This window comes from Botrimarina sp., assembly GCF_040219535.1.
GTDB lineage: Bacteria > Planctomycetota > Planctomycetia > Pirellulales > Lacipirellulaceae > Botrimarina.
The window spans coordinates 1-24,171 of record NZ_JAVJSH010000037.1; the positions used below are offsets into that span (position 1 = coordinate 1).

22 protein-coding genes, 1 tRNA gene and 1 pseudogene are annotated in these 24,171 nt (G+C 69.1%); 6 read left to right on the forward strand and 18 right to left on the reverse strand.

Annotated features, from left to right (window positions below; translation table 11 throughout):
- From RIC11_RS20220 to RIC11_RS20230, 3 genes and pseudogenes are all read left to right on the forward strand, one after another.
- Positions 1 to 150, forward strand: a pseudogene (locus RIC11_RS20220) (transposase); the annotation flags it as partial.
- 346 nt (positions 151 to 496) lie between these two features.
- Positions 497 to 997 (forward strand): hypothetical protein, encoded by a 501-nt coding sequence (locus RIC11_RS20225; protein WP_350214212.1) that lies wholly within the window; start codon positions 497 to 499, stop codon positions 995 to 997.
- 22 nt (positions 998 to 1,019) lie between these two features.
- On the forward strand, positions 1,020 to 1,286 hold the full coding sequence (locus tag RIC11_RS20230) for a DUF1580 domain-containing protein (protein ID WP_350214213.1): 267 nt from the start codon (positions 1,020 to 1,022) through the stop codon (positions 1,284 to 1,286).
- Between the two features lie 90 nt (positions 1,287 to 1,376).
- Here RIC11_RS20230 and RIC11_RS20235 read toward each other — a convergent pair whose 3' ends face one another.
- From RIC11_RS20235 to RIC11_RS20255, 5 genes are all read right to left on the reverse strand, one after another.
- The gene (locus tag RIC11_RS20235; RefSeq protein ID WP_350214214.1) at positions 1,377 to 2,486 is read right to left on the reverse strand and encodes an AAA family ATPase; all 1,110 of its coding nucleotides are present in this window, start codon (positions 2,484 to 2,486) and stop codon (positions 1,377 to 1,379) included.
- Positions 2,483 to 3,220, reverse strand: a complete 738-nt coding sequence (locus tag RIC11_RS20240) for an RNA ligase family protein (protein ID WP_350214215.1) — start codon at positions 3,218 to 3,220, stop codon at positions 2,483 to 2,485. The genes RIC11_RS20235 and RIC11_RS20240 overlap by 4 nt, the downstream gene beginning before the upstream one ends.
- 148 nt (positions 3,221 to 3,368) lie before the next feature.
- On the reverse strand, positions 3,369 to 3,551 hold the full coding sequence (locus tag RIC11_RS20245; protein ID WP_350214216.1) for an SEC-C metal-binding domain-containing protein: 183 nt from the start codon (positions 3,549 to 3,551) through the stop codon (positions 3,369 to 3,371).
- 190 nt (positions 3,552 to 3,741) lie between these two features.
- Positions 3,742 to 4,995: a tyrosine-type recombinase/integrase gene (locus RIC11_RS20250; RefSeq protein ID WP_350214217.1), complete on the reverse strand. Its 1,254-nt coding sequence runs from the start codon at positions 4,993 to 4,995 to the stop codon at positions 3,742 to 3,744.
- A gap of 158 nt (positions 4,996 to 5,153) precedes the next feature.
- Positions 5,154 to 5,227, reverse strand: a tRNA-Met gene (locus tag RIC11_RS20255).
- A gap of 199 nt (positions 5,228 to 5,426) precedes the next feature.
- Between RIC11_RS20255 and RIC11_RS20260 the strand changes: the two genes are divergently transcribed.
- The gene (locus tag RIC11_RS20260; RefSeq protein ID WP_350214218.1) at positions 5,427 to 6,935 is read left to right on the forward strand and encodes a prenyltransferase/squalene oxidase repeat-containing protein; all 1,509 of its coding nucleotides are present in this window, start codon (positions 5,427 to 5,429) and stop codon (positions 6,933 to 6,935) included.
- Positions 6,936 to 7,090: 155 nt separating this feature from the next.
- Here the strand turns inward: RIC11_RS20260 and RIC11_RS20265 are convergent, their stop codons facing one another.
- The 6 genes from RIC11_RS20265 to RIC11_RS20290 form a co-directional block, all read right to left on the reverse strand.
- Positions 7,091 to 7,396: a hypothetical protein gene (locus tag RIC11_RS20265; RefSeq protein WP_350214219.1), complete on the reverse strand. Its 306-nt coding sequence runs from the start codon at positions 7,394 to 7,396 to the stop codon at positions 7,091 to 7,093.
- Positions 7,397 to 7,557: 161 nt separating this feature from the next.
- Positions 7,558 to 8,415, reverse strand: a complete 858-nt coding sequence (locus RIC11_RS20270) for a hypothetical protein (protein WP_350214220.1) — start codon at positions 8,413 to 8,415, stop codon at positions 7,558 to 7,560.
- A gap of 175 nt (positions 8,416 to 8,590) precedes the next feature.
- Positions 8,591 to 9,157 (reverse strand): hypothetical protein, encoded by a 567-nt coding sequence (locus RIC11_RS20275; RefSeq protein WP_350214221.1) that lies wholly within the window; start codon positions 9,155 to 9,157, stop codon positions 8,591 to 8,593.
- Complete coding sequence (locus tag RIC11_RS20280; protein ID WP_350214222.1) at positions 9,154 to 9,366, reverse strand: hypothetical protein; 213 nt, start codon at positions 9,364 to 9,366, stop codon at positions 9,154 to 9,156. The genes RIC11_RS20275 and RIC11_RS20280 overlap by 4 nt, the downstream gene beginning before the upstream one ends.
- A 280-nt stretch (positions 9,367 to 9,646) precedes the next feature.
- Positions 9,647 to 11,728: an excinuclease ABC subunit UvrB gene (uvrB, locus tag RIC11_RS20285; RefSeq protein WP_350214223.1), complete on the reverse strand. Its 2,082-nt coding sequence runs from the start codon at positions 11,726 to 11,728 to the stop codon at positions 9,647 to 9,649.
- A gap of 340 nt (positions 11,729 to 12,068) precedes the next feature.
- On the reverse strand, positions 12,069 to 13,781 hold the full coding sequence (locus RIC11_RS20290) for a sulfatase-like hydrolase/transferase (protein WP_350214224.1): 1,713 nt from the start codon (positions 13,779 to 13,781) through the stop codon (positions 12,069 to 12,071).
- Between the two features lie 160 nt (positions 13,782 to 13,941).
- Here RIC11_RS20290 and RIC11_RS20295 point away from each other — a divergent pair, with 160 nt between their 5' ends.
- Complete coding sequence (locus RIC11_RS20295) at positions 13,942 to 14,871, forward strand: DUF1559 family PulG-like putative transporter (RefSeq protein WP_350214225.1); 930 nt, start codon at positions 13,942 to 13,944, stop codon at positions 14,869 to 14,871.
- Between the two features lie 79 nt (positions 14,872 to 14,950).
- On the opposite strand, the gene RIC11_RS20300 is transcribed toward RIC11_RS20295, so the two are convergent.
- Genes RIC11_RS20300 through RIC11_RS20315 form a run of 4 tightly spaced genes read right to left on the reverse strand, consistent with a single transcriptional unit; the run spans position 14,951 to position 16,492 of the window.
- Entirely contained in the window at positions 14,951 to 15,526 is a 576-nt protein-coding gene (locus RIC11_RS20300) for an NAD(P)H-dependent oxidoreductase (protein WP_350214226.1), read from the reverse strand.
- 13 nt (positions 15,527 to 15,539) lie between these two features.
- Entirely contained in the window at positions 15,540 to 15,854 is a 315-nt protein-coding gene (locus RIC11_RS20305) for a type II toxin-antitoxin system PemK/MazF family toxin (protein ID WP_350214227.1), read from the reverse strand.
- Positions 15,844 to 16,038 (reverse strand): hypothetical protein, encoded by a 195-nt coding sequence (locus tag RIC11_RS20310; RefSeq protein WP_350214228.1) that lies wholly within the window; start codon positions 16,036 to 16,038, stop codon positions 15,844 to 15,846. The genes RIC11_RS20305 and RIC11_RS20310 overlap by 11 nt, the downstream gene beginning before the upstream one ends.
- Positions 16,039 to 16,084: 46 nt before the next feature.
- On the reverse strand, positions 16,085 to 16,492 hold the full coding sequence (locus RIC11_RS20315) for a ComEA family DNA-binding protein (RefSeq protein WP_350214229.1): 408 nt from the start codon (positions 16,490 to 16,492) through the stop codon (positions 16,085 to 16,087).
- A 219-nt stretch (positions 16,493 to 16,711) separates the two neighbouring features.
- Between RIC11_RS20315 and RIC11_RS20320 the strand changes: the two genes are divergently transcribed.
- Positions 16,712 to 17,170: a DUF1569 domain-containing protein gene (locus RIC11_RS20320; RefSeq protein WP_350214230.1), complete on the forward strand. Its 459-nt coding sequence runs from the start codon at positions 16,712 to 16,714 to the stop codon at positions 17,168 to 17,170.
- A gap of 57 nt (positions 17,171 to 17,227) precedes the next feature.
- Here RIC11_RS20320 and RIC11_RS20325 read toward each other — a convergent pair whose 3' ends face one another.
- The 3 genes from RIC11_RS20325 to RIC11_RS20335 form a co-directional block, all read right to left on the reverse strand.
- A complete protein-coding gene (locus RIC11_RS20325) occupies positions 17,228 to 19,132 on the reverse strand; it encodes a metallophosphoesterase (RefSeq protein ID WP_350214231.1) in 1,905 nt (634 codons plus the stop codon).
- A gap of 424 nt (positions 19,133 to 19,556) precedes the next feature.
- The gene (locus RIC11_RS20330) at positions 19,557 to 21,035 is read right to left on the reverse strand and encodes a DUF1501 domain-containing protein (protein WP_350214232.1); all 1,479 of its coding nucleotides are present in this window, start codon (positions 21,033 to 21,035) and stop codon (positions 19,557 to 19,559) included.
- Positions 21,036 to 21,220: 185 nt separating this feature from the next.
- Positions 21,221 to 24,127, reverse strand: a complete 2,907-nt coding sequence (locus tag RIC11_RS20335; RefSeq protein WP_350214233.1) for a DUF1553 domain-containing protein — start codon at positions 24,125 to 24,127, stop codon at positions 21,221 to 21,223.
- Positions 24,128 to 24,171 lie beyond the last annotated feature (44 nt).

Sequence of the window (24,171 nt, forward strand, 5' to 3'; positions counted from 1 at the left end):
GCCAGTCGGTCCGTACCGGTGAGGGGGGAGAACAACGCGGCTACGACGCGCACGAAGAAGATCACCGGCCGCAAGCGGCACGTCGCGGTGGATACGCTCGGGTTGGTGATGATGGTCGTGGTTCATTCGGCCAGCCTGCAAGACCACGACGCGCCGAGCGAATCGACGGTGAGCTGGTCGAGCATGCTCGGGAGTACCGCGTCGTCGAACCGATTCGGCCGCAATCGCGGCTAGCGAGACCGAGCGTCTCGTAACCCTTGGGCTGGGGCGGCGTACGCCGCCTCAGTCCTTCTTACTCACCTCGAACAACTGTCTCCGTGGCCCAATGACCAAGTGGCCGTCCCCCTACCAGGCTTGCCTGGCTTGCTCGGCGAAGTGGTTCTCGCCGGTCCAAGTTGAGCGATGCCCACGCTGCGGCTCCACACGCCTGCTTGGCGCCGTCGCCTCGAAGCCATGGGACCGCCGCCGAGACGACAACGAAAGCAAGGTCGTACGTATGTCTCAACCCCTGCATGAAGTCCGCGTAGGCACGATCAAGGCGAGCGTCTGGCGGCGCAGCGCCGCCTCTCCCTGCTCGGTCGGGATCACGCGTCTGTACCGCGACGGCCGCCAGTGGAAGGAGTCCTCGCGGTTCGCCCACGAGGACCTCCCCGCTATCCGGCTCGCGCTCGACCTTGCTTACGAGTGGCTGTTCGAACTCGCGCAGGCGGAGGCGCCGGCTGCGACTGGCGCCGCCCAGGCGGCCGTGACGCTTGCGCCAGCTCAGTCCAGCGACTGCGACCACACCCACCACGCTTTGGATGGCGACGGCCGGCCGACCGGGTCGTGGACGATCGACCCGGCCGGCGGCAAGCCGCGAGTCGTCTGCCGCGTCTGCGGCAAGTTCTATGGGTTCCTGCCACCGTCGAAGCGGGACCAGGCCATGCAGCGTGCCTACCAACTGCAGCAGCAACGTCTGTCGTGCCCGGGGTGCGGCGAGACCCCTTTCCTCGGATAGACGCCATTCGAGACACAACGCCATGGCAGATACCGACCCCGAGCAACTGATCGCGCTCGCCGAGGTGCCCGCGCGGATGCCCAAACGCCGCGGGAAGAAGGTCCACTACTCGACCGTCTACCGCTGGGCCACGAAAGGGACGCGGGGACGCGTCCTACCAACGCGTTTGATTGGGGGCGTGCGCTACACGTCGCACGCGGCGCTCAGCGAGTTCCTCGCCGGCATCACCGCTGCGCGCGACGAGACGCGGCACGCCGAGGAGCTACGCCGGATTCTCTACGGCGAGTAAAAGCGCCCTACCCAAAGCGTTCGTTCTTGCCGCACACCACACCGATCAGGCCTGCGTGTCATAGCAAGTGTTCCTTGCCCCAACCTTCGTTCATTTGGCAAGAACCAGCCGGTGGCACTCCGCCCAGGTCGGCACATCGGTCTTGCCCGCCAGGCGGCGGATGACCGCTTCGGGGACCGGGTCGGGGCGTCCGGCGTTCTGGCTGAGAATCGCATCCATCGGTGGCTCGACGTAGACCAGCTCGATGTGGGCGTGGTAGTCCGCGAATAGATCCATCCACCGCGTCCGCGTCTGCCGAACCACGTTCGTGGCGTTGAACGCGAACGAGGTCTTCGACCGCAGCAGCTCGCGGCACCGCTCCTGCGCGGCCTGAATGACCGTCCCCTGGTTCTCTGTCGGATCGACCCCCATGTCGTCCCGCAAATCGTCGATCGACACGACAGGAGTGTCGGTGAGGTTCCGCGACAGCCAGCGGTCTTTGCCGCTACCCGGCAGGCCCGACATCACGGTCGCGGTGCACGAGTACTCCTCGTGCGGCACGTAGTGCAGGTTGGGCTCACGCGAGCGAAAGAACACGAATCGGGCGTGGTCGTTGCCAAACGGATACGGTTCGTCGAGGCAGCCTTGCTCCTCGGCTAGCATCTTCCACAGGTGCACGTTCTCTTCAGGCCGCGACATCTCGGCCGTCGTGCGGCCCCGCGTGTCGGCGACGGCGAACAGGTGCAGCAGCTTGTTCGAGACGTACCACGACATCCGCACCACCTCGTGGGCCGGCTCGGCACGCTCCAGCAGAAAGGTCGGGCGTCCGTGGTAGCGAACCATCCGCGCAATCTCCTCGCGCAGCGATAGCTCGCAACCCAGCTCTCGGAGCACGTCGCGGGCGAGGTGCTCACCCTTCACGGCGTGCTTCGGCGAAGTCGTATGGCCGGTCACAGGATCGACCCGCGTCGTGAGCGGTTTGGCCGCGTCGTGCAACAGCGCGGTGAACTGCAGGATGGTCCGCTCACGCGGCGAGAGGTCATCCCACTCGTCGAGCTTCTCGACTTCCGAGAGCACCATCTTCGAGTGGGTCCAGACGTCTCCCTCGGCGTGCCAGTCGGCGTCCTGTGTGCAGTCGCGCATCGCCTGGGCCCAAGGCTGCTCCTCAGCCCATTCGACGAGCTTGCTGCTATTCGCGTTTTCGAGGTCCGACCAGTTCATGACCAGATATCCGCTCCGTCGGCGAGCCCGTTCGGCTCCATCTGCTTGTGTTGCCAGTGGGTGCTCTGCTTGATTTTCTCGACGAACTCCGGGCGAACGACCTTCGATCGCCCAGTGACGACGCCGTCGGCCTCGGTTCGCAGGTAGAGTCCTTCCATTAGGTTGTCGACGCGTCCCGTGAGCGGGTTGTCGAACTCGCTGTCGAACCTTGACGGCCCGATGAGCGAGTGAAGCGCCTCTCGTGAGAGCGACCCCCCGTGAACCACCGGGACCGTCTCGACGCCGGTCCCTGCGAGCAGTCCTTGGCGACGCTCCAGGCTGATGAACGCCTGCTCGGTCTTGTCGTAGATGTCGAATTCGAAGAAGTAGTGCGACAGGCTCCGGTAGTGGACCGAGTGCTTCGCGTAGACCCACTCGCCGAACAGGATGTACCGCTCAGCGAGCGTCTCCTCGAGGACGCCCTGCTTGACGACGGCCCATTGCTTGAACAGGTCGTACTGCGGGTGCATCCCCTCGGTGATGAGGTGGCCGCGGCACTGCAGCACGAGCTCGCCGTCGGCGAAGTGGATGCCGACGTTCGTGCCGTCGATCTTCTCTTCGACGATGAGCGAGGGATCGGCTAGGAAGGCAAGCGACTCCCGTTCGCCCAGGTGCTTGTCGTCGGCCGTGCCACGCGAACCGAACAGGTGCGGTGTACGCGGGTACTTGACGAAATCGCCGTGTGAACTGCCCATGGCTTCATCCCGGTTCTGCTTCGCACGGCGGTTCGCTGGTGGCGGTCTGGCTGGGTCGGTTCGCAAAGCGAGGCCCGCACCGCTCGGGCGCGGGCCTCGCGTGGCTCTTGTCACTCGTCTCTAAAAGTAGTGGTCCCGTAGAGACCCGTCAAAATCGGCCCCGCTTCAGGCAGCACCGCTTGAAACGCTTGCCGCTGCCACACGGGCAGAGGTCGTTGCGGCCGAGCTTCTCGGCGAGTTCTTTCGGCGGGAGGTCGTCGGCGACGTGGACGACCCGGACGCCAACTCTGACCTGTGTCTCGGACGGGTAACCCCGCCGGCGCTTGCTCATCCGCTCAAAAGGACGACTCTTCGGGGGAGTGCCTTCGCATGGGACACCTCCTGTTTGTCGGTAGAAGCTGCTAGGTGCGGGAGTAGACATGCCTGCTTAGCCGGAGGTTCGCGCGGGTCTCCCTTTTCCCCCGCGGCGACGGGCGGAAAGCGCCAAGCCGCACTCCGGCCATCAGGCGACCCACCCGGCATCACCCGATCTCTTCAGCCACCTTGGTCGCCAGTCGCAGGTCACGCTCGGCGTACACCTGCGTGACGTCCGCCCTGGCGTGCCCGCAGACGACCTGGGCCGCTTCGAGGCCGTACCTCTGGCGGATCTCGGTCGCTGCCGTGTGGCGTAGCTGGTTGGGCGTCCAGACTTCGAGACCGAGCTTGTTGCACGCTCGGCGGATGGCGTTGCGGTAGCTAGAGACCTGGTAGCAGTCGCCGGCGGTGCGCCGGGGCGACTCCTTTCGGTTGGCGCCTCGACGATTGCCGCAGGAGCGCGGCGTTCGGCGGTTCGCCTCGGCCCGCTTGCGGGCCCGCTCGACCGACTCGGAGGGGGAGAAGCAGTACGACTGCTCGGTGCGGTCGAGGAATGGCCCCAGCACGGACTGCGCTTTGGGGCCGACAGCCGCGACTCGGTCGCGCTCATGATGCTCGGTCTTGTGCGACCAGGGGCGGTAGAAACAGACCACGCCGCTGCGGTCCAGGTCGCACGGCCGAAGCTCGCACACCTCACCCGGCCGCATGCCGGTCAGCCGCTGGAAGCGGACCATCGCGGCGACGATCTCCGGCAGCGCGGGCAGCGTCTCGTCGACCAGGGCGTCTTCGACCGGGACGACCCCCTCGCTCTCCCGCGCGCGAGTGCGGCCCTTCTTGAGCCCGCCGAGCGCCTTGAGCTGCTCGTAGACGCGAGGCGAGCAGATCTCTTTCTTGACGCACCACTTAAACATCGTCACCAGCCGGCTGACCTGCTTGTTCAGGTAGTCGCGTGACCAATCCAGCTCGTCGATCAGGGACTCGCGGAAGGCGTCGAGCTCGACCGGCCCGAACTCCTCGACCTTGGTCCGGCCGTGCTGCTTGCCGAGGTGGCCAGTCACTTCGACAACCAGCTCGGCCTCGCGGGTCTTCTTGCCGTTCTTTACGTAGTACTCGCGGGCGTGCCGCCGGTAGACGAAGACGAGCTCGTCGATCGAGACGGCCACGCCGCTCCGCCACTTCGAGCGGAGCGCGGCGGGGGTGACGACCGTCGCCAGACGCTCTTCGGACGGCGGCTGCTGGCCGCCGGGAGTCTGCTCATGGCGGCGCCGATGCCAGTCTTGGAGCACCTGGCGGTACTTCTCGTGGCTCTGCTCGGAGCCGTAGGGGCCGAGGTAGACACGCTGTCCAGCAAGGGAGACGACGGCCTGCTTGGTGCCGCGGTGGAGGCAGTACTTGGGGGGGCGGTGAAAGAGTCGGGGCATGGTGCGGAGGGACCCGTTTTGGGTCTCTCTTGGAGAGCCAAAAGGGTAAGACGCTAGGGGGTTACCCCTTAGCGTTACCCTTTTGCAACGGCTCCAAGCCGCACTGCCGACCGCCGGCAGGTAACCTAACGTTAGGTTTCAGCTACACTTAGAAAAAGTGGCGGGGGCCGGATTCGAACCGACGACCTCGAGGTTATGAGCCTCGCGAGCTACCTGGCTGCTCCACCCCGCGGTGGTGAATACTCGATCCTATCCGGGGCGAATCGGCTCGGCAAGGTGGTCGCCTCCAGCGTTTTCCCACCGCGCCGCACGGCCGGTTGATTGCCCCGGCCGGCAGCGGCCGATACCGTCGGGGTAGGGCCGGGCCGCGGCTCGCGCCCGCCGACGGCGGCCGCCCTCCCCTCCCTCACCTGACCGCGAGGCGATCGGTCGTGCCCACGCTGTCGCCGACCCACCCACCGGCCGACACCCCCAGCGACGCCGCACGTGCCGACCCGCCGGGCCGCGCGGCGTCCGATCGGCTGCCGTCGGCGCTGGGCTGGTGGCTCGAGGACGCCCCGGCGTGGCTCGCCAGCGCGTTGTTGCACCTGGCCCTGTTGATCCTGGTCGCGTTGTTCGCTTACGGCGCGGCGAGCGACCCGCCGATCAGCCTCACGGCCGGCATCGCCGAGGACGCCGGCGAGGACGACCTCGACGAGCCGCTCGACCTGGCCGCCGCCGAGCTGGACCTCGACACGCCCGAGCTCGCCGCCGACGCGCCGCCGCTGCCGCTGGACCCGATCCCCGTGCCCGAGGTCACGCCGAGCGAAGCGGTCGGCCCGGTCGCCGTGCCGCTGCCGCCGTCGGTCACGCCCGGAGCGGCGCTCTCGGGCCGCGACCCGGCCAGCCAAGACGCGCTCCTGAAGCAACTGGGCGGCACCGCCGCGACGCAGTCGGCCGTCGAGGAGGGGCTGCGTTGGCTCGCGCGGCGCCAACTCCCCGACGGCGGCTGGAGCCTCATCGGCCCCTACGCCGACGGCGGCGTGGTCGAGAACCGCGAGGCGGCCACCGCCATGGCCCTCGTCGCGTTCCAAGGCGCCGGCAAGCTCCCCTCGCCGCGCCGCGAGGACTTCGGCCGCAACGTGCTGAAGGGCTGGCGGTACCTGCTCGCGCAGCAGCAACCCGACGGCTCGTTCTTCCGCCACGGCGCGAGCAACCACCGCTTCTACACCGACGCGCTCTGCACGATCGCCGTGTGCGAGCTGCTCGCCATGACCGGCGATCAGCAGTACCGCCAGCCGGCGACCGACGCGATCAACCACCTGATCCGCTCCCAAGGCAAGGCCGGCGGTTGGAAGTACAACGCCGCCAGCCGCAGCGACCTGTCGGTCACCGGCTGGGTGCTGATGGCCCTCAAGAGCGGCCGCTTGGCCGGCATCGAGGTCCCCTCGCCGGTGTTCACCCGGATCGAGGAGTTCCTCGACGAGGTCGGCCGCTCCGACACGCCCGCCGGCTCGCCCGACGATTCGCGGTATGTCTACGAGCCCTCCTCCCAGTTCATCCGCGAAGCGGTCCCCACGATGACGGCCACCGGCCTGCTCTGCCGCGAATACCTCGGTTGGCCCGGCGAGAAGCCCGAGATCGACAAGGGGCTCGACTTCATCGCCTACGAGCACCCGCCCGAGTGGCGCCGCGGCAAGGTCGACGTGTACTACTGGTACTACGCGACCCAGGCCTGCCTGCACGCAGGCGGGCGGCAGTGGCCGGTGTGGAACCGGGTGATGCGTGAGCTGTTGCCGAAGCACCAGGAGCAGCAAGGCCCCGAGCGAGGGAGCTGGGACCCGTCGCTCGACGCGTGGGGCACAAGCGGCGGTCGGCTCTACATGACCGCGCTGTCGATCTACACGCTCGAGGTCTACTACCGGCACCTGCCGCTGTACCAGCAACGCGCGGTGCGGTGAGGTTTGCCATCGGCCATCGGCCATCGGCTGTCGGCTCGAGCTTCCCGACCACTGGCCACGGACCACGGACCACGGACCACGAGCGCTTTTCGTTACAAACGCGACACCCGCCGCGCGCTCGCGCGAAAGTAACGAAACCTGTCACGAAACCCCGGCTAAGTCGTCTGGCCGTCTGGGGTTGGCGTTTCGTTACAGTAAGCCATCAAGCGGCGTTGCGCTCGGTCGAGCAGCTCCAAAGTCGGGTCGGGCGGGCGCCGCGGCGCGACGCCGCGTAGGCAGCCGCCGACTTGGCGGGCCGCATCGAGCTGGTCCGCGAACGCCGGGTCCTGCCGCGCCAGGCGGTGGACCGCTTGGCGGCTCACGCCGAGCCGCTTCGACGCGGCGGCGATCGACTCGCCCGCCCGCAAGCGGCACAGCAGCCGCTCGCGGCGGTGGGGGGTGAGCTTCGTAGGGCGGGCCATGCGGGCTCCTGTGGGGGGCGACAAGCGGGGGGCCGAGGGAAAGCGGACGGGCAAACCCGCCATTATCCCCGGCCAATTCCCCTTCCCGCCGGCCAATTTTGGCCACCGCCACCCGCGGGAGGGCCCTAAGCCGAGCCATCGGCCAGCCGCTTCGATGAGCCTCACGCCAAGCCGCGAAGGCGCAAAGCCCCAAGGCAGGCCGCCACGACGAGCGCCGCGCCGGCCGGCTCTGGCACGGGGGCCGCATCGCGGTAGAGCCAGTAGGCGGGGAAGCCCTGAAAGGAAATTAAGTACGGGTCGTATTCGTATGGGTCTGCGTAGTCGATGAACGTAGCGGCGATTTCGTCGTCGTCGATAACTCCGTCGCCGTCCAAATCAGCGTAAATGGGGACAATTTGTCCCCCAAGCACGACATCGACCGACGGATCGGGCGTGCTGAAAATTTCTAAGGGGCCGTCGACGAATGGGTACAGGGCCGTAGGGAGTCGGTAGTAACCCCCGTTGCCAACCACCTTAAACCGTAAATCTAAGCCTCCGAGAAGACCTCCAAACCTAAACGAAGCAATCACCACCGCAACGGCGTCTTCGACTCTCTTCGCTATCTCTCCAGTCTCTTCATCAGCAACGAAGCCGCCAGACAACGTGAAGCCAGCCATCCCCCATCTGGAGTATTGCCCGGTGGCGCCAAGCATCTGAATAAGCCGATCGGCTGGGTCACCTTGCCTATTAGGAATATTCCATGGCTCGAATAGCTCGATCTGCGCGGAGACCATTAACGCTTCGACATCGCCGAGCGCAGCGACACGAAACTCGGATAGCTCGGGCGGTAGTTCCAAACGCGCCCAATCGGTCTCGGCTAGCAACGCGCTCGACACGCTGAAGTCGAGCCACTCTTTCCCGCTGACCGGGTCATACGTCAGCAGCCCGTCGCCGGGCTCGAACAGGTCGCGTGAGACGAGGCCGGCGTCGGCGAGCGTGCACGGGATAGCGAGCGTGGCGAGCAGCAGCGGGCGGAGCATGGGGCTTCTCTTCCGTGAGAATCATCCGTGAGAACCGGGAGCGGCGCTACGGAGGCTAGCCGACCAAAGGGCGCCGGCGCCACGCCAGCTTCGCGGCTTGGCGGCTTGGCAGCTCGGCGGCTTGGCGTCAGACCCCTCAAGGGCTGGCGAGCCCATCGGCGGGGTGGCGCCGATGTCACCCGCTTTCGCCGAACTCTTTTCGCGCCGCGGCGAGTTTCTCGGTGACGCCGAGCCGCTCGGCCCAGTGGTCGAGGTAGACGTCGTCGAGCTTGACGTTCATCGTCAACACGTCGAGCACATCCGCCCTGTCACGCACTCGGTCGGCGACGAGCTTCAGCAGGATCAGGTCCTCCGGCGTGACGAGCCAAGTGGGGATTCCGTCGATCGAGCCTCGTTGCCGTCGCGCGATGATCGCTTCCTGAAATTCGTTCTCGGCGATGAAGATGTCGGCGACTAGCGTGCGGCCGTCGACGAATGTCGAAGCCTTGAAGAGCGGCATGTCGGCGACCGAATCGAGCCAGCCCCCGAGGTACTGCTCGCCGACGTCGTATCCGAGCGCGTCAATCCGTTGGAAGAGTGCTGGCAGCTTCTCCCGATCGATCGCGACGGTCACGTCGACATCGTAGGTCGGCCTTGGGAGCCCATGTGCACGAACGGCCCAGCCACCCATGACGGCGTAGGGTTCGCCCAGCTCTTCGAGCAAGCCGACCAGGTCGCGAAGGAGTTTCTCGACAGGCGTCATCGCGTCTTCGGCAAGTGGGCCATGCCGGCAAGCAGAGCGCGATTCCGCTGCTCGTTCTGGCGATTGAGCAACTCGAACTTGCGATCGACACGCTCGTCGCCGCCACTCATCAACGATGGCCATTGCTCGCGGAGCATGCGTAACGAGAGTGACAACCGCTCACTCGGCGTCATCCGGCGGTACTCTTCGAGTTGTTCCTGGCTGAGCATGCCCCAATTCTACCCCGCAGAAACGCGACCACGCAAAGACCCGCCCCGCCGACCTGAAAGTGCCCACGACGCCAACCGTGGAAGGGTCTCCCGCGAAGCCGCGAAGCAAGCCACCAGAGCGGGGGCCGCGCAGGCTAGCCGACCGAAGGGCGCTGGCGCCACGCCAGCTCTGCGGCTCTGCGCCTCTGCGCGAGACCTCGATCCGTCGGCGAGCCGGTTCGGTCGGTGCTCCCCGGGCTGATGCCCGAGGCTCCGGTGGGGGGTTGGTGAGGGTCCTCGGCTAGACGTTCCGCTTTGGGCGGGGGACCTTGGCTTTCTTCGTTCCGCGGCGTCCTTTGCCTCGCTTGCCGGCCGACTTCTTCAGGCCGGCTTCGACCGACTTGATGCTCTGGCCGATACTCTCGCGCATCTTCTCGATCCGGTCGCGGAGGATCGCGGCCCGCTCGAACTCCATCTGGTCGGCCGCGTCGTACATCTCCTTCTCGAGCTCGTTGATGTACTCCTGCGTGACGTACTGGGTCTCGTCGCCCTGGCCCACCGCGGCGTTCGCGTGCGCGTGGGCGGCCGCGTCGGCCTCGATGCCGCGGCGGATCGCCTTCTTGATGGTCTCGGGCGTGATGCCGTGCTCGCGGTTGTACTCTTGTTGCAGCTTGCGGCGGCGCTCGGTCTCGTCGATCGCCCGTTGCATGCTGCCGGTGACCTTGTCTGCGTAGAGGATCACCTTCGCGTTCACGTTCCGCGCGGCCCGGCCGATCGTCTGCATGAGGGAGGTCTCGCTGCGCAGGAAGCCCTCCTTGTCCGCGTCGAGGATCGCGACCATGGAGACCTCCGGCAGGTCGAGCCCCTCGCGCAGCAGGTTCACGCCGACCAGGCACTCGAACTTGCCTTGCCGCAAGTCGCGGAGCAGCTCGACGCGCTCGAACGCGTCGAGCTCCGAGTGGAGCCACTTGCACTGCACGCCCTGCTCGGTGAGGTAGCTCGCCAGGTCCTCCGCCAAGCGTTTAGTGAGCGTGGTCACGAGCACACGCTCGCCGGCGGCCGCGCGCTCCTTGATCTGCCCGAGCAGGTGCGGCACCTGGCCGCGCGCGGGGGAGAGCTCGATGACCGGGTCCAGGAGGCCGGTCGGGCGGACGATCTGCTCGATCACCTCGCCGCCGCACTGGGTGAGCTCGTACTCGGCCGGCGTGGCGCTGACGTACACGCACTGGTTGATGCGCTCCCTCCACTCCTCGAACTTCAGCGGCCGGTTGTCTAGCGCGCTGGGCAGGCGGAAGCCGTGCTCGACGAGCGTGGTCTTGCGCGCTCGGTCGCCGTTGTACATCGCGCCGACCTGGCTCACCGTGGCGTGGCTCTCGTCGACGAACAGCAGGTAGTCTTCCGGGAAGAAGTCGAACAGCGTGTTGGGCGGCTCGCCGGGCGACTTGCCGGACAGCGGCGCGGAGTAGTTCTCGATCCCCGGGCAGTAGCCCATCTCGAGCATCATCTCGATGTCGTACCGCGTGCGCGCGGACAGGCGCTGGGCCTCGAGCAGCTTGCCCTCGGTTTTGAAGTACTCCAGCCGGCCGGAGAGCTCGAGCTTGATCTGGTCGATCGCCTTGGCGATCCGCTCCTCGGGGAGCACGAAGTGCTTGGCCGGGTAGATGTAGACCTCTTGCAGGTGGTCGATCGCTTGGCCGCTGGTGGGGTTGATGATCGAGAGCTTCTCGACCTCGTCGCCCCAGAACTCCAGGCGGTAGGCGAACTCCTCGTACGCGGGCCAGACCTCGACCGAGTCGCCGCGTACGCGGAACCTGCCACGCTCGGGGTCCATGTCGTTGCGGTCGTACTGGATGTCGATCAGCTTGGCGAGGACTTCGTCGCGGTCGACGATGTCGCCCACCGCCAGGCCGACCATCATCTGCTTGTAGTCCTCCGGCGAGCCGAGGCCGTAGATGCAGCTGACGCTCGCCACCACGATGACATCCCTGCGGCTCACGAGCGAGCTGGTGGTGGCCAGGCGCATGCGGTCGATCTCTTCGTTGATCGACGCGTCCTTCTCGATGTAGATGTCCCGCTGGGGGATGTAGGCCTCGGGCTGGTAGTAGTCGTAGTAGCTGACGAAGTAGCTCACCGCGTTCTTCGGGAAGAACTCCTTGAACTCGCTGTAGAGCTGCGCGGCGAGGGTCTTGTTGTGCGAGAGCACGAGCGCCGGCCGCTGCAGCTCTTGGATGACGTTCGCCATGGTGAACGTCTTGCCCGACCCCGTCACGCCCATCAGGCACTGCTCTTTCTTGCCCGACTTGAGGCCGTCGACGAGCGCGCGGATCGCCTCCGGCTGGTCGCCGGCGGGTTGGAATTCGCTGGTGAGCTGGAACTGGGGCACGTGCAGAGGCGGGAGGCCGGAGGCGGGAGGCGGGAGGTCGATCGCGATCCATTGGATCGGATCGGCGGCTGGGGGGTCAGCCCCGGCGCGTTGCGGGGCGCCGAAGGCGCCGGCGGCGGCGTGTGAGGCAGCGGCGCTGGGCGGAGGTCCTCCCCGATACCCGTTTCCTCGATTGGCCCACCGCAACTTGGGGTCGCCCGACGCTAGCGCGTTCGGCTCAAGCGCTACGTGGGCGGCTTGTCGCTTCTCTCCCCGGGCTGACGCCACGGGGCTCCTTTCCCTCGTCCCCCGTCCCTCGTCCCCCGTCCCTCGTGCCTCGTCCCCCGTCCCCCGTCCCTCGTCAATCGACGCGCCGCAGCGTGAGCAGCCGCAGGTCCATGACCGTGTCGCCGGCGACTTCGGTCGCTTGCAGGCGCAGCTTGCCGCGGCCTTCGGGGAGCTGGATCTGGCCCAGCTCGAGCGGCGCGAAGCGTTTCATGTCGCCCTCGGAGCGGGGGACCCGGTCGCGCCGGCTGGCGGTCAGCGGCGGGTCGTGGGGGGGCTCGACTTGGGCGCTCACCGACGCGTCGCGGAACGTGAGGGCGACGGTCGCGCCCACGTCGGCGGGCGGGCACGTGTAGTAGAGGGTCGCTTCGAAGCGGCCCGGCTGGAGGACGTCGATGTCCCACACGACGGCGTCGTCCGGCGACCGCCAGCCGGTCAGGTAGGTGCAGTTCTTGTGGACGCTCGAGTGCCGCACGCCGCCGACGGTGGTCGCGTCGCGCGCGGGGAGCTGCGTGAGGGGGAGCGCGGGGTGGCCGACGGTGAAAGGGCGGCTCTGGTGGTCGCCAAGCGCGTCGCGGCGGAAGGCTTCGATGTCGGCGCGGAGGCGGGCCGTTTCGGCGGGGCGCTGGGCGGCTAGGTCGCGCGTTTGGGCGATGTCGGCGTCGAGGTCGTAGAGCCGCCCGTCGTGGTCCAAGATGAGCGCCCCCCGCCGCGCCGACACGCGCCCGCCCCAGTGCGCGAAGAGGGTTCGCTCGGGCGGCGGCGGGCCGTCCGCGCGGAGCACGCGGGCGAGGCTCTGGCCGTCGAGCGGCGGGCCCTCGGCCAGCGAGACGCCGGCCAGCTCGGCGAGGGTCGGCGCGAGGTCGACCGCGGCGGCTGGCGTGTCGACGGCGCGCCGTGCTTCGATCCGGCCGGGCCACCGAACCAGCAGCGGCGAGCGCACGCCGCCCAGGTCGGTCGCGCCTTTGATTCCCCGCAGGCCCGCGTTGTAGCGGTGGCCGTTGGGGCCGTTGTCGGTCAGGAACACGACGATCGTGTCGTCGTCTCGGCCCGATTGGTCGAGCGCGGCGAGCAACCGGCCGACGTTCCAGTCGAGGTTCTCGACCATCGCTAGCGCGGCGCGGGTGTGTTGGCGGTTTTCCTTTGGCGCGTTGGTCGCTGGCGGCGGCTCGGGCAGCCCCGCGCGGCGGTCCCACCAGCGGTCGGGGACCTGCATCGGCGAGTGCGGCGTGTTGTACGCGAGCCACAGGAAGGCGGGCTCGTCGGGCGCCGATTGGAGGAAGCGGATCGCCTCGTTGGTGAGGTCGTCGGGCAGGTAGCCCCGGCCTCGGGTGAGCTCGCCGTCGCGGTCTAGCAGCGGGCCGAAGTAGTCGGCCCAGTGGCCGGAGGTGAAGCCGTAGAACGCGTCGAACCCGCGGCAGAGCGGGTGGTAGGGCGCCTGCGTGCCGTTGTGCCACTTGCCGATCGCCGCGGTGCGGTAGCCAGCCGCTTGGAACGCGTCGGCGAGGGTCGGCGTGTCGGCGGCCAGGCGCTCGCCGCCGGCCGTGACGCCCGTCACCCCGCCGCGCGGCGCCCAGCGGCCGGTGAGCAGCTCGGCGCGGGTCGGGCTGCAAACGGGCTGCACGGTGAAACGAGAGAACGACGCGCCGTCGCTCGCTAAGCGGTCCAGGTGCGGCGTTTCGATCGCCGGGTTGCCATTCTGTCCGAGGTCGCCCCATCCGAGGTCGTCGGCCAAGATCACGATGACCGACGGTGCGGCGGCCGCTGCTGGCGCGGCTGACAGGAGCAAAGCGAGAAGAAACCAGGAGCGTCGCGGTCTGCGAATGGGCATAGAAAAGCCTCGACCTGCGGACAGGCGCATCAAGGGTGGTTGTCTTCCAGATTCGTTCGCCTAAAATTGCGCGACGCCAAGCATAAACCACCCCGCATCCGATTCCTGCTGGAGCCCAATGAGAACCCGCCGCGCCGCCGCTTTTACCCTCGTCGAGCTGCTGGTCGTGATCGCGATCATCGGCATCCTGGTTGCGCTGCTGCTGCCGGCGGTGCAAGCCGCGCGCGAGGCCGCGCGGCGGACCGAGTGCAAGAGCCGCCTGCGGCAACAGGCGCTCGCGTTGCAGACGTTCCACGATACCAACGGCCACTTCCCGCCGGGGCGGGCCGGTTCGCCGCGTTACCCGGAGGGGAACGAGCAACACGCCGTTTCGTGGGCGTTCTTCATGCTGCCGTTCGTCGAAGAGCAAGCGATCTACGATGCGTGGGTCCCGGCCGAGCGCGTCGACTCCGAAGCGAACGCCGTGGCGATGCGTACGCCCGTGTCGGTCTTCTACTGCCCGTCGCGGCGCTCGCCGGCGGCCGATCGGGACTTCGACAACGACGACCAGCCCGCCCTGGTGCGTGGCGTAGCGGCGGGCGGGGACTTCGCCGGCAACGCGGGGCTGAGCACGCGGAACGGGATGGAGCAGTTCGGCCAAGACGAGTTCGACGCGGAGACCTTCGGCCCGATCTACACCAACTCGAAGATCGCCGCGCGGCGGGTCATCGACGGCTTGTCGAAGACCTTCGGCCTCGGCGAGAAGCACCTGCCGCCAGAGATCCCCGACGCGGAGCCCGGCACCGAGCACGCGCGGCGCGGCGACACCGCCTTCTTTGCGGGAGATAACCGCCACGGCGCGGTGCGACGGAGCTCGGCCGGCTTCCCCGAGTCGCGCGACGAGACCTACCGCGGCCACTTCGGCAGCGAGCACAACCAGATCGCCCACTTCGCGTTCCTCGACGGCAGCGTGCACGCGCTCGGCTACGACATCGACCAAGAGTACTTCGACCGCTTGGCCGCCGTGGGCGACGAGGGGCGCGTGCCGGACACGGTGTTCGAGGACTGAGCGACCGAGGACTGGGTTGCGGAGAGTGGGCGTTTCGGGGAGGGGGCGTTCGAGGACTGAGCGACCGCGGCGGCGCCGCTCACACGCCGCGCTGGCCGAGCCGCTCGCACTTGGCCAGCCACGGCCGCGCCTTCTCCGGCTTGAAGCCGCCGCCGACGCCGCCGAATTGCGTCAGGCGGACCGGCTTGAATCCGCAGAACGCCAGCGTGCTGTCCTTCACGGCGATCGGCGCGCAGTTGAAGTACGCCAACCGCATGGCGATCTTCGGCGTGGCCGACGTCTGGATCACCCGCGCGCTGCGCCCCGCGAGCAGCCGGTCCCACCAGATCTTCCCCTCGTGGAACTTGAACGCCCAGCCGGGCGTGAAGGTGCGGTCGAAGAAGCCCTTGAGCTGGGCCGGCATCGAGCCCCACCAGACCGGGTGCACGACCACCAGGTGCTCGCACCAAGCGATGTCGGCTTGCGCGGCGGCCAGGTCCGGCTCGAGCGGCGCGGCCTCCTTGTAGCCGCGGTGCACCGGGTCGAACGCCATGTCGCGCGGCGTCAGGCGCCGCAGCTCGTGCCCGCCGGCCTCCGCGCCGCGGGCGTAGGCGTCGGCTAGCGCGGCGCCGAGGCTGCCTCCGCGCGGGTGGCCGTCGAGCAAGGTGATACGCATAGCGGTAGACGGTTTACAGGCCTAGCCAGCTTCGGACAGAGGCCTCGACTTGCAGCAATCGATCCGGCGGCAAAGAGCCCAAGCGGCGGATCAGTTTTGCTTGTGGGATCGTCACGAGACTCTGCGCGTCGAACACGCCGGTCTTGAGAAAGCGTTCCTGCGACGGAGTCTCGAAGCGTGCGCCTTGTGGGCTTGTGGTGTGGGGCACGAGGGTCACCAGCGCGCGGTCGGCCTCGGTCAGCGGGACACTCAGCACCAAGCAGGGTCGCACCTTGGCCACGTAGCCAAGATCGACGAGCCACACCTGGCCGCGACGGTCAGGATCCATCGGATTGCTCGTCGCGGTCCATTGCTAGGAACACCTCGTCGGCGATTTGCACGAGTTCCTCGTCGCCGGTCGCCGGCGTGTCGGCAAACTGGAACCGGCGCAAGATCGAAACAGCGACCTCGTGCTGCGACGGCGCCGGCAGGGAGTCGAAACCGGCTATAAAGTCCTGCGCTTCGTGCGACATATCGAGATCTTGCGGGGTCTGCTTAACACGATACCAACCCGACATTCTAGCCGCTCGAACCGCGTCGATCGGCGCCCCATTCTTCCTCGGCCACCTGCGTGTCGTCGGGCAGCGGCAGCAGGTGGCGGCGGATCGCTTCGAGCTTCCGCGGGCCGATTCCCGGCACGCGGCGGAGGTCGTCCGGGGTACGGTAGCCTCCTTCTCGGCTTCGGGTAGCGACGATCCGCTTGGCGAGCACCGGGCCGATGCCCGGCAGCTGGGCGAGCTCGGGCCAATCGGCCCGGTTCACGTCGACCAAGAACTCGTAGCCCAGCGGCGCCGCGCGGTCGATGTCGACCAGCTCGCCCCGCAGCCCCCCGGCGCGGACCCACCACGCGGCCGCGCCGGCAAGCAAAATCGCCGTGAGCAACGCGATCACGGCTTGGTCGGCGCGGCGGATGAGGCGGGCGGCCATGCCCTGGAGCGTAAACGGAGCGAGGGCTGTCGGCTATCGGCTTTCGGCTATCGGCTGTCGGCGGCGGGGCTTAGCTGTGCGACGGGGCGCCGCCTTGACGCTGCGACCCGACTAGGAAATTCTCCAGTGACCCGCGTTAAAGAGCGTTCCAACCTAAGGGCTAGGTGCTGGCGCCAGACCGTCAGCCGATAGCCGACAGCCGATAGCCGACAGCCTCCCATGCCCCGCCGCCGCCGGCTCGACCTCCGCTCCCTCGACGACGTGATCGCCGAGGTCCGACGCTTGCGCGCCGATGGTTACGTGGCGCACGGCAAGTGGAACCTGTCGCAGATGGCCGACCACCTGTGCGGCACGATGCGCGTGGGCATGGACGGCGGCGAGCCGCGGCTGGCGTGGCCGCTGCGGAAGGTCACCGGCTCGGTTCTTTGGCTCGCGCGGCGGTCGCGGTGGATGCCGTCGGGGCTCGGCACGCTGCCGCAGCTCACGCCGCCCGCGCTGGAAGCGGACGACCCGGCGAAGATCGACCGGCTCGAAGCGACCCTCGCCGAGGCCCGCGACTTCGCCGGCCCGTTGCCTCCCTACCCGCTGGCCGACGGGCTGAGCGTCGAGCAATGGCGCGAGCTGATGGTGGTGCACGCGCAGCACCACTTGCGTTTCTTGGAGCCGGCGGGGTCTTAGCCCCGGGTCACCAAACGTTAGCCCCGGGTCACTGACCCGGGGCTAAGTCATTCGCGGTCAATCACCGCGGGTGAACCGCGCGAAGTTCATGTTGCTGTCTTTGTAACTCCGCGTGCCGCGCCACACGACTTCGGCCGCGTCGCGCGCCGGGTCGTCCACGTCGCGGAGCACGGCCGAAAGTTGGAAGTCGCTCCAGTCGCCGCCCTGCGTGCGGGCGAGCCGCTCGACGGGCACGGCCAGCTCGAGGTCGTAGCCCGACTCGGTCCGCAGCGCGGCGGCCTTCACGCCCTCGATAGGGCGGTTGCGCCAGCCGGGCCCCGCCGCGACCTCGCCGCCCTGCCCCTCGGCGGGCGCGGGGACCGAGATGACGAACGTGCCGCGCCGGAGCTGCCGGTCGGCGTCGCGCTGAACGCTCGGCCGGCCGTCGAACACGAAGGTCAGGCGGTCCTCCCCGGCCACGACGCGCTCGTCGGTCACCCGGGCGCGGACGTACAGGAAGCGGTCGTCGTGCGCGGTGGCGACGCGGAAGTCGGCGTCCTGCGGGCCGTTCCACTCCCGCGCCGCGCCGAGGATGAGGGGCTCCTCGCCCGGGCCGTAGGTCTTCTCGGGCCAGCGCTCGAGGTCGCCGTCGATGGCCAAGGGCTCCTTCGCTCGGGGGCACAGGTAGCGGTAGTCGATCACGATCGGCACGGTCCGCTCGGCGCGGAGGGGCGCCTCGCCGTCGGCCTCGGGAACGGTCTGGACCTTCGCGGTGAACGTGCCCCTGCGGAGGCGGTCGAAAGCGATCGGCTCGTCGAAGCGGACTCGCACCGTCTGCTCGGCCGTGCCGACCGGCCCGGCGGCGAGCTTGAACTCGGCCGGGTCGACCGTGAGGCCGCGGAGCGGCAGGCCGTCGACCCGGCCGGTCGCCGTGACCATCGCGCCCAGCTCGTTCGTGAGCCGCACGCTGAGTTCGCCCTCGACGAAGCCCGACTCGTCGTCGATGAGGATCGGCGCGACCTCGACGGTCACCATCCGCAGGAAGCGGTTGAAGCGCTCGGCGGACTCCTCGGTCACCACGTCGGGCCGCAGGATCCCGTCGAGGCGGAGGTTCGCCACGTGCGGGCCGTCGTGCTCCATGGTGAGCCACGTGACGTGGTCGAACTCCCCGTACTCGTTCCCCCTTAACAGCGAGCCGCCGCCGGTGGTCGCCAGCGAGTAGTACTCGCGCCCGTTGCGTTGGTACTGCACGTAGTGGTGCACGTGGCCGGCGAAGATCGTGTGGGGCCGGTCGACGAGCAGCCGCTCGACCTCCTTCCAGTTCGTGGGGTCGACGCCGTCGTTGGCGAGGCCGCGCTCGGCGTAGGTCCACAGCGGCTTGTGCAGGAACACGAGCGTCCAGCGGGCGTCGGCGTGGTCGGCCAGGTCTTTGCGGACGAACTCGATCTGCTCCTGGCTGATGTGCTGCTGGACCGGGTCCTCGCTGCACAGGCAGAGGAAGTGCACGCCGCGGTAGTCGAACGAGTACCACTCGCGGCCGAACCGCTCGCGCCACTTGCGGTGCAGCATCGGGTTGGTGAGGTCGTGGTTGCCCGCCACGAAGAAGAACCGCATCTGGAGCTGGTCGATGAAGCCGAGGAACTCTTCCCACTCGCGGTCGGCCTGCCGCGGGTCGTCGGTGTAGCCCTCGATCAGGTCGCCGACCGACACGACGAACTCCGGCCGCAGCAGGTTGAGCTTGCGCACCGCGTCCATCCACACGCCCGGCCGGTGTCCGCCGGTGCGGTCGGTCATGATCGCGATCTGGAACCGGTCCGGGTCGTTCAGCAGCGGCTTGTCCGACCACGGACGGGGGCCCTCGATCGCGGGGAGGACCATCGCCGACGGGAAATCGGCTTTGGGGACCTCGACCTCTTCGTGCCCCTCGTGGGCGAGGGCCGGGGAGGCGGCGATAAACACCAGCAAGCAAGTCAGTCGCGTCATCAGGTGTAATTCGGCGAGGAAGGTTGGGGAAAGTGATCGCGACACTAAGCGACTCGCGTCGCTTCGGCAATGACCGCCGCAGAGGAGTGGCGTTAAGCTTTTGTTAAGCCTCGCGCTCGGGCCGAACGCGCTAGCGTTGGGCGCGCGGAGCGCCGGCCCCCGCCCTCCGTTCGCCCGCGGCTAGCGCCGTCGGGTCAAGCGCTGCGGACCCACCGGCAGGACGCGGCGCGCTTGAGCCGAACGAGCTGACGTCGGGCGAGCGGAGCGCCGGCCCCCGCCCTTCGTTCGCCCGCGGCTAGCGCCGTCGTCTCAAGCGCTGCGGACCCACCGGCAGGGCGCGGCGCGCTTGAGCCGAACGCGCTAGCGTCGGGCCAGCGGAGCGCCGGCCGCCGCCCTCCGTTCGCCCGCGGCTAGCGCCGTCGGCTCAGGCGATCAGCTCCTCGACGACCCGCGCCGGCTCGACGCCGGTCAGCTTCTGATCCAGCCCGCGGAGCGGGTAAACAAGCCGCTCGTGGTCGAAGCCGAGGAGCCTCAGGAGCGTCGCGTGCAGGTCGCGCACGTTGACCGACTCGGTCACGGGGCCGAAGCCGATCGGGTCGGTCTCGCCGTAAGAGAAGCCTTGCTTGACGCCGCCGCCGGCGAGCCAGATGGTGAACGCCTTGGCGTGGTGGTCGCGGCCCTTGTAGGTCATCTCGACGCCGCCGCGGTTCTCGCGCATCGGCGTGCGGCCGAACTCCCCGCCCCACACGACGAGCGTTTCCTCGAGCAGGCCGCGCTGTTCCAGGTCGGTCAGCAGCGCGTGGACCGGGCGGTCGATCTGGCTCGCCTTGAGCGCGAGGCCCTTGTCGATCGAGCTGTCTTCGCGGGTGCCGTGGGTGTCCCAGCCCCAGTCGAAGAGCTGCACGTAGCGCACGCCCCGCTCGCACAGGCGGCGGGCGAGCAGGCAGTTCTTGGCGAAGCTCTCGCCGCCGGCCTCGACGCCGTACGCGGCGAGCGTGTCGGCCGATTCGTGGGCGAGGTCCATCGCGTCGGACGCCTCGAGCTGCATGCGGCACGCCATCTCGTACTGGGCGATCCGCGTGACGGTCTCCGGGTCGCCCCACTCGGCGTGGGTCTGCTCGTTGATGCGGTTGATCGCGTCGACGGTGCGCCGGCGGAGCCGCTGGCTGTAGCCCTCCGGGTTCGAGAGGAACAACACCGGGTCGCCCGCGCCGCGGCACTGGACCCCTTGGTACACGCTCGGCAAGAAGCCGCTGCCCCACCCCGCGTGGCCCACGCTGGGGGTCTTGCCGCCGGAGAGCAGCACCACGTAGCCGGGCAGGTTCTGGTTCTCGCTGCCGAGGCCGTAAGTCACCCAAGAGCCGATCGACGCGCCCCCGGCGCGCGCGGAGCCGGTGTGCACCAGCAGCTGCGCGGGGGCGTGGTTGAATTGGTCGGTCGCCATCGTGCGGACGAACGCGACCCGGTCGACCGACTTCTTGAACTCCGGCAGCAAGCTGCTGACCCACTGGCCCGACTGGCCGGCCCGCTCGAACTCGAACGGCGACCCGAGCAGCTGCGGCTCGCCGCGCAGGAACGCGAACCGCTCGCCGGCGATCAGCTCCGCCGGGCAGGTCTGGCCGTCGCGACGCACGAGCTCCGGCTTGTAGTCGAACAGCTCGAACTGGCTCGGCGCGCCGGCCATGTGCAGGAAGATCACCCGCTTGGCCTTCGCGGCGAAGTGCGGCTCGCGCGGCGCCCACGGGCGCGACGGGTCGATCGCGATCGGCCCGCCGCCGGCGGCGCCGGCCGCCCGCTGCGCGCCGAGCCACAACGCGCCCAGCCCCGCCATGCCACCCTGCAAGAAGTGGCGGCGCGTGTGCCGCTGGGCGCCTAGCTGTCGGAGTTCGTCGGCCGGGTTCATGGGGGTTCGCTCATCCTCCGAGGGCTTATGCCCTCGGCTCAGGCGCCAATTGGTTGGGTGCGTTGTTGCTGCTTGTCCTGCCGCTGCTGTTCGGTGTCTCCGAGTCGGTCGGCCCGCGCTCTAGGAACCGGGGAGCCCCGGGGCGCCAGCCCGGGGAGCGAACGGCCCAGGGGCCAACAAGCCAATCATTTGGTCAGCGTCGCGTCGAGGTTGAGGATCGTGTTGGCGACGACCCCCATCGCGAAGCGGTCGTCCGCTTCGGCGGCCGTCTCTTCGTACAAGTCGACGAGCTCGGCGAGGCTCTCTTCGGCCAAGTCATCGCCGGTCGCCAGGCGTGCGGCCCAAGCGATCCGCTCGCGCGGCGATTCGCCTGCGCGGCGGAGCATCCTGTCGGCGAGGCCCTCGGCCAGCTCGACGAAGGCCGGGTCGTTGAGGGTCACCAGCGCCTGCAGCGGCGTGTTGGTCGTGGGGCGCTGGGGGGTGCATTGGTCGCGCTGCGGCACGTCGAACGCGACGAGGCTCGGGTACGCGGCGGTCCGCTTCCAGTAGGTGTACAGCGCGCGGCGGAAGCGGTTGGGCCCCTCGTCGGTCTCCCACCGCTTGTTGGTGTACACGCTCTGCCAGATCCCGTCGGGCTGGTAGGGCATGACCGGGGGGCCGCCGACCTGCGGGTTGAGCTTGCCGGCCAGCACGAGCGCCTGATCGCGCACCATCTCGGCCGTGAGGCGGTTGCGCGGGCCGCGGGCGAGCAGCCGGTTCTCTGGGGCGCGCCGGGTCGCGTCGGCGGCGGCGCGCGCGTCTTGCCGGTAGGTGGCCGACAGCACGACCTCGCGCAGCAGCGGCTTCAGCCGCCAGCCGTGCGTGTCGCGCAAACGCACCGCGAGCCAGTCGAGCAGCTCGGGGTGCGAGGCCCGGGCGCCGGTGGAGCCGAAGTCGTCGAGGGTCGCCACCAGCCCGCGGCCGAACAACGCGGCCCAGACGCGGTTGGCCATCACCCGCGCGGTGAGCGGGTTCTCGTCGGCGCCGAGCCAGCGGGCCAGGTCCAGCCGGCTTTCCCCCGCGGGCGGGAGCGCGGCGGGGGTGGCGGGCGCGACCGCTTCGGTTGGCGCTTGCCAGTCGCCGCGCTGGAGCACGTAGGTCGTGCGGCGGCGCCCTTCGGGCAGCTCTTGCAACACGAGCGTCGAGGTGGACGGGATCGCTTTGAGGTCGGCGACCAGCCGCTCTTCTCGCTCGCGCGTGGCGGCCCGCTGGGGGTCGTCGACGAGGGCGGCCCAGCGCGGGTCGGTCGTCGTCGACACACGCAGCCGCCGGATCACCAACGGCCCTTGGCCGTCGGTCACCTTGCCGTGTTTCAGCTCCAGCCGCAGGCGGTCGCCGTCGGCCAGGTCGAGCGGCTCGTCGGGCACGAAGACCGCCCACCTGCCCCGCCGCATCCGCGTGTACGCGCCCCACCCTTCGGCGTTGTCGCGGATCGAGTCGATCGGCCGGAAGAAGCCGTCGGCTTCGTCGGCGAACACCTCGGCCAGGAACACTTCTTCTGACATCGGCGCGGTCGCGTCGGGCGCCGGCTCACTCTCTTTGCGTAGCGCGACCTGCTGGTCCGAGGACCTGCCCTCCGCGGAGCGCTCGACGAACACGCGCAAGCGCGACAGCACGAAGCCCGTCTCCGGCAGCTTCGCCGCTCGCTCGGGGTCCTCCGGCAGGGCCTCCACCAGCAACGCGGTGACCCGGCCGCCGGGCGCCGGAGCGGCGAGCGTGAAGTGGGAGCGGTCGCTGACGGTCCCCTCGGCGCGGACCTCCGGCCCGCGGACGGCGAGCCGCGTCTGGAGCGTCGACTCGGCCGCGTCGAACCCCAGCGGCGCCCAGTCGGCGGTCGCCGATCGGGCCGCTACGCCCAGGCGGTGCAGGCTCTCACTTGCGGCGCGTAGCTCGGTGAGCTTGGCGGCTACTTCATCGCGGCGATCGGCGTCGCGCGGAGCCGGCACGCGCGGCCAGTCCTCGGCGAGGTCGGCGTCGCGTGTGTTGTTGAGGTACGCGGCTAACGCGTAGTAATCGCGTTGCCGGATCGGGTCGTACGGGTGGTCGTGGCACCGAGCGCAGCCGATCGACAACCCCAACACGGCCTGACCGGTCGTGTCGACCCGATCGACCACCGCGGCCCACCGGAACTCCTCGTCGTCGGCGCCGCCCTCGGTGTTGGTCTTCGTGTTGCGGTGCAGGCCGGTGGCGATGTGGTCCGCCAGCGTGGCGCCGGGGAGGAGGTCGCCCGCGTACTGCTTGAGCAAGAACCGGTCGTAAGGCAGGTCGGCGTTCAGCGCGTCGACCACCCAATCCCGGTAGGGCCAGATGGTGCGCTGGGCGTCTTTCTCGAATCCCATCGAGTCCGCGTAGCGCGCCAGGTCGAGCCACACGCTCGCCCAGCGCTCGCCGTAGTGCGGCGAAGCGAGCAGCCGGTCGACGACCCGCTCGTGGGCCCCCTCGGCCGAGTCGGCGAGGAACACGTCGGCCTCTTGCTCGGTCGGCGGCAAGCCCACAAGGTCCAGCGACACGCGGCGGAGCCACTGGCGGCGGTCGGCCTCGGGCGACGGCCCGAGGCCCTCGGCCCGCAGCCGCGCGAGCACAAACCGGTCGATCGGCGACTCCGGCCACGACGAATCGCTGGCCGGCGGCGGCTCGGCCGCGCTCGGTGCGGTGAACGACCACGGCGGCGCCCACCGCGCGCCCTCGTCGATCCAGCGCCGCAGCACCGCGACCTCGTCCTCCGAGAGCCGCCGCCCGTGCTCCGCGGGGGGCATGCGGAAGTCGTCGTCGGGGTCGGCGACCCGGTCGATCAAGTACGAGCCCGCCGAGTCGCCCGGCGTGATCGGCGCGGCGCCCGAATCGCTCGGCCGCAGCGCGGTCTCTCTCCACACGAGCGACAGCCCGCCCGCCTGCTTCACCCCGCCGTGGCACGCGAGGCAGTGCTTCACGAAGACCGGCCGCACCTGCTCGTTGAAATCGACCGCGGCGGCGCGTGTTTCGGCGCCGGGGGCCGGCGCGGCGACCGCGCACGCCGTCCCGAGGGCGACGATCAACAGGGATCGATGGGCCATGCCGGCGACGGGGCGGGAGGAGAAACGCACCCTGCCAGTCTAAC

Coding starts and splice junctions, on each gene's coding strand:
- RIC11_RS20320 (WP_350214230.1), top strand. CDS start 16,712: ATGCCCCGCCGCCGCCGGCTCGACCTCCGCTCCCTCGACGACGTGATC.
- RIC11_RS20330 (WP_350214232.1), bottom strand. CDS start 21,035: ATGAACCCGGCCGACGAACTCCGACAGCTAGGCGCCCAGCGGCACACG.
- RIC11_RS20335 (WP_350214233.1), bottom strand. CDS start 24,127: ATGGCCCATCGATCCCTGTTGATCGTCGCCCTCGGGACGGCGTGCGCG.
- RIC11_RS20305 (WP_350214227.1), bottom strand. CDS start 15,854: ATGGATCCTGACCGTCGCGGCCAGGTGTGGCTCGTCGATCTTGGCTAC.
- RIC11_RS20270 (WP_350214220.1), bottom strand. CDS start 8,415: ATGCTCCGCCCGCTGCTGCTCGCCACGCTCGCTATCCCGTGCACGCTC.
- RIC11_RS20240 (WP_350214215.1), bottom strand. CDS start 3,220: ATGGGCAGTTCACACGGCGATTTCGTCAAGTACCCGCGTACACCGCAC.
- RIC11_RS20250 (WP_350214217.1), bottom strand. CDS start 4,995: ATGCCCCGACTCTTTCACCGCCCCCCCAAGTACTGCCTCCACCGCGGC.
- RIC11_RS20325 (WP_350214231.1), bottom strand. CDS start 19,132: ATGACGCGACTGACTTGCTTGCTGGTGTTTATCGCCGCCTCCCCGGCC.
- RIC11_RS20245 (WP_350214216.1), bottom strand. CDS start 3,551: ATGAGCAAGCGCCGGCGGGGTTACCCGTCCGAGACACAGGTCAGAGTT.
- RIC11_RS20235 (WP_350214214.1), bottom strand. CDS start 2,486: ATGAACTGGTCGGACCTCGAAAACGCGAATAGCAGCAAGCTCGTCGAA.
- RIC11_RS20295 (WP_350214225.1), top strand. CDS start 13,942: ATGAGAACCCGCCGCGCCGCCGCTTTTACCCTCGTCGAGCTGCTGGTC.
- RIC11_RS20300 (WP_350214226.1), bottom strand. CDS start 15,526: ATGCGTATCACCTTGCTCGACGGCCACCCGCGCGGAGGCAGCCTCGGC.
- RIC11_RS20275 (WP_350214221.1), bottom strand. CDS start 9,157: ATGACGCCTGTCGAGAAACTCCTTCGCGACCTGGTCGGCTTGCTCGAA.
- RIC11_RS20230 (WP_350214213.1), top strand. CDS start 1,020: ATGGCAGATACCGACCCCGAGCAACTGATCGCGCTCGCCGAGGTGCCC.
- RIC11_RS20225 (WP_350214212.1), top strand. CDS start 497: ATGTCTCAACCCCTGCATGAAGTCCGCGTAGGCACGATCAAGGCGAGC.
- RIC11_RS20280 (WP_350214222.1), bottom strand. CDS start 9,366: ATGCTCAGCCAGGAACAACTCGAAGAGTACCGCCGGATGACGCCGAGT.
- RIC11_RS20315 (WP_350214229.1), bottom strand. CDS start 16,492: ATGGCCGCCCGCCTCATCCGCCGCGCCGACCAAGCCGTGATCGCGTTG.
- RIC11_RS20265 (WP_350214219.1), bottom strand. CDS start 7,396: ATGGCCCGCCCTACGAAGCTCACCCCCCACCGCCGCGAGCGGCTGCTG.
- RIC11_RS20310 (WP_350214228.1), bottom strand. CDS start 16,038: ATGTCGCACGAAGCGCAGGACTTTATAGCCGGTTTCGACTCCCTGCCG.